At 61.4% G+C, this 966-nt stretch carries 1 pseudogene; it reads left to right on the forward strand.

Features of this window, described 5'->3' with window-relative positions:
* Positions 1-118: 118 nt before the first annotated feature.
* Positions 119-839, forward strand: a pseudogene (gene istB, locus AC5ZGW_RS46465) (IS21-like element helper ATPase IstB); the annotation flags it as partial.
* Positions 840-966 lie beyond the last annotated feature (127 nt).

Below are 966 nucleotides of genomic sequence, written 5' to 3' on the forward strand. Positions count from 1 at the left end.
TGGCCCGTCAACGCGAACCAGCCTCACCGGCCAACATCATGACGCCGGCTGCACTGACGCTCCGCCACGCGCCGATCGCCGATTGTGCCCGTTACGACAACCTCCGGAAGACCATCTGATGGAACGAACCCAGATCTTCGACCCTCATGGGCGAGCTCAAGCTTTACGGCATGAAGGCTGCCTTGGATGAGATCATGGCGACAGCGGTCAAGCGCCAGCACGAACCTCAGCGCATTGTCGGCGACCTGCTCAACGCCGATATCGACGAGAAGCAGGCCCGGTCGATCAAGTATCAGCTCACCATTGCCAAGCTGCCGCTTGCCAAGGACCTCGATGACTTCCAGTTCGACGGCACGCCGATCAACCGGACGCTGGTCAATGATCTCGCCAGCGGCGGCTTCATCGCCCAGCAGCGCAACGCCGTGTTGGGGCACCGGCACCGGCAAGACCCATCTGGCTATCGCAATCGCCAGGAGCTGCATCCAATCCGGTGCCCGTGGTCGCTTCTACAACGTGGTCGATCTCGTCAACCGCCTCGAGACCGAGACCCGCAATGGACGGCAGGGACCGGCTTGCCGAGCATCTGACCCGGATGGACTTCATCGTTCTCGACGAGCTCAGATATTTGCCCTTTGCCCAATCCGGCGGCCAGCTTCTGTTCCATCTCGTCAGCCGACTCTACGAACGGGCCTCCGTCATCGTCACTACCAATCTCGCCTTCGGCGAATGGCCCAGCGTGTTCGGCGACGCCAAGATGACCACGGACACTTCTCGACCGGCTAACCCATCACTGCGACATCGTCGAGACTGGCAACGATAGCTGGCGATTCAAGAGTCGCGACGACGATCACGCAACCTGCGCTCGTCTCGTCTCCGCAATCCCGGCCAGCTCCGACGAGACGAGCACTACCGCCAAACCCCGCCGCACGAAGGGGTCGAAGTTGAACGCCGAGTTGACCCTTTTGT

This window comes from Bradyrhizobium sp. Crot121 (assembly GCF_059512385.1).